Annotated in this window: 2 protein-coding genes; one reads left to right on the forward strand and one right to left on the reverse strand. The window is 75.0% G+C overall.

Annotation, left to right across the window (positions count from 1 at the left end):
* On the reverse strand, positions 1-884 hold an 884-nt coding region (locus tag HMPREF0731_RS14920), incomplete at its 3' end, for a COX15/CtaA family protein (protein ID WP_007004989.1).
* Positions 885-1,099: 215 nt separating this feature from the next.
* Between HMPREF0731_RS14920 and HMPREF0731_RS14925 the strand changes: the two genes are divergently transcribed.
* Positions 1,100-1,870 carry a glycosyltransferase family 2 protein gene (locus HMPREF0731_RS14925; RefSeq protein ID WP_007004990.1) on the forward strand — a complete coding sequence of 257 codons (771 nt, stop codon included), beginning with the start codon at positions 1,100-1,102 and terminating at the stop codon, positions 1,868-1,870.
* The last annotated feature ends 52 nt before the right edge of the window (positions 1,871-1,922 follow it).

Below are 1,922 nucleotides of genomic sequence, written 5' to 3' on the forward strand. Positions count from 1 at the left end.
GCCGCGGCGGCCAGGGCCGACAGCCCGGCCAGCGTCGCCAGCAGCCGGTGGTTGAACTGCACCGCCGCGATGTTGGTGGTGAAATTCTGCCAGAAGGGCGAGAGCGCGGCATAGCCCGGCGGCACCCATTGCCCGTCCATCAGCGGGAAGGTGTTGTAGGTCAGCCCGGCGCGCAGCCCGGCGACGAAGCCGCCGGCCAGCATGGCCAGCACCACCAGCCCGGCGGTGGCGTGCACCAGCCGGCGCAGCCCGGCGGGCTCACGCGGCCCGTTGCGCTCCGGCCGCAGCAGGGACAGCGCCGTCCACAGCACCAGGCCGAACAGCACCAGCGCCAGGCCCAGATGCAGCACCAGCCGGTAGGGGGAGACGGCGGTGCGGTCCGCCTCGAAGCCGGAGGCGACCATGAACCAGCCGATGCCGCCCTGCGCGCCGCCCAGCAGGAACAGCAGCACCAGCCGGCCGCGCAGCCCGGCGGGGATGCGGCCGCGCCACCAGAACCACAGCAGCGGCAGCAGGAAGGCCAGGCCGATCAGCCTTCCCCACAGCCGGTGCGCCCATTCCAGCCAGAAGATCTGCTTGAAGCCCTCGATGCCGAAGCCGGCATTGACCAGCGCATATTGCGGGATGGTGCGGTAGAGGTCGTAGAGGCGCTGCCACTCGGCCTCCGACAGCGGCGGCAGCGTGCCGGAGAGCGGCGCCCATTCCATGATGGACAGGCCCGAGCCGGTCAGCCGCGTGGCGCCGCCGAGCGCCACCATCACCCAGATCATCGCCGCGACGGCGAGCAGCCACCAGGCGATGGCGTGGCGGTCGGCGCGCGGGGCGGCGTGGCGGGCGGTGGCGGGGGGGGGCGGGAGGGGGATCGAAGGGCATGGCGCGGTCACAGTATCACAGGGAACCCGCCAAAGGTGGCGGCATCCGCCGCCGGGTCAATGCGGCGGCGCGCCGCCGGCCCGGGCGCTGGCTCCCCGGGGCGGGCCAGCCATGCCCTGCGGTCCGGTCCGGCCCGGGCGGCGGGCCTTGTCGCGCCGGGCGCCGCCTGCTACCCCGCGCGACCATGCCGGATCACCCGCGTCCCGCCGCAGCCGAGAGTCCCGGCATGTCCGCCAGCCCCGCCCCGCTTCCCGCCCCGCTGATCTCGGTCGTCGTGCCGGTGCGCAACGAGGCGCCCAACATCGCCCCCCTGGTGGCCGAGATCGGCGCGGCGCTCGCCGCCATCCCGCACGAGATCGTCTATGTCGATGACGGCTCGACGGATGCGACGGCCGAGGCGCTGCAGGGGCTGATGGCCAGCGTGCCGGCCCTGCGGGTGCTGCGCCATGCGCGCTCCTGCGGCCAGTCGGCGGCCATCGTCTCCGGCGTGCGCGCGGCGCGCGGCGCCTGGATCGCGACGCTGGATGGCGACGGGCAGAACGACCCGGCCGACATCCCCGCCCTCTGGGCCTTCGCCGAGGGCGAGGTCTCCGGCCCGATGGATGGCGCGGCGCTGCCGCCGCTGCTGGTCGCCGGCTGGCGCGTCAACCGCCGCGACACCCAGGTCAAGCGCCTCTCCTCGCGCTGGGCCAACCGCATCCGCGCGAAGCTTCTGGGCGACGCGACGCCCGACACCGGCTGCGGGCTGAAGCTGTTCCCGCGCGCGCTGTTCCTCGGCCTGCCGGCCTTCGACCACATGCACCGCTTCCTGCCGGCGCTGGTGCTGCGCCAGGGCGGGCGCGTCGTCTCGCAGCCGGTGAACCACCGGCCGCGGCTGCGCGGCACCTCGAATTACGGCACGCTGGACCGGCTGGCGGTGGGCATCACCGACATCCTCGGCGTGATGTGGCTGCAGCGCCGCTGGAAGCGGCCCGAGCCGGCCGAGCTGCCGCGGTGAGAAGCGCCCTGCCGCAGGCACCGGCCGAGGCGGCGGCCCCCCCCGCGCCAAG

This window comes from Pseudoroseomonas cervicalis ATCC 49957, assembly GCF_000164635.1.
GTDB lineage: Bacteria > Pseudomonadota > Alphaproteobacteria > Acetobacterales > Acetobacteraceae > Pseudoroseomonas > Pseudoroseomonas cervicalis.

What these genes read in the sequence shown, in the direction of transcription:
- HMPREF0731_RS14925 (WP_007004990.1), top strand. Translation starts at nt 1,100, where the DNA reads ATGTCCGCCAGCCCCGCCCCGCTTCCCGCCCCGCTGATCTCGGTCGTC.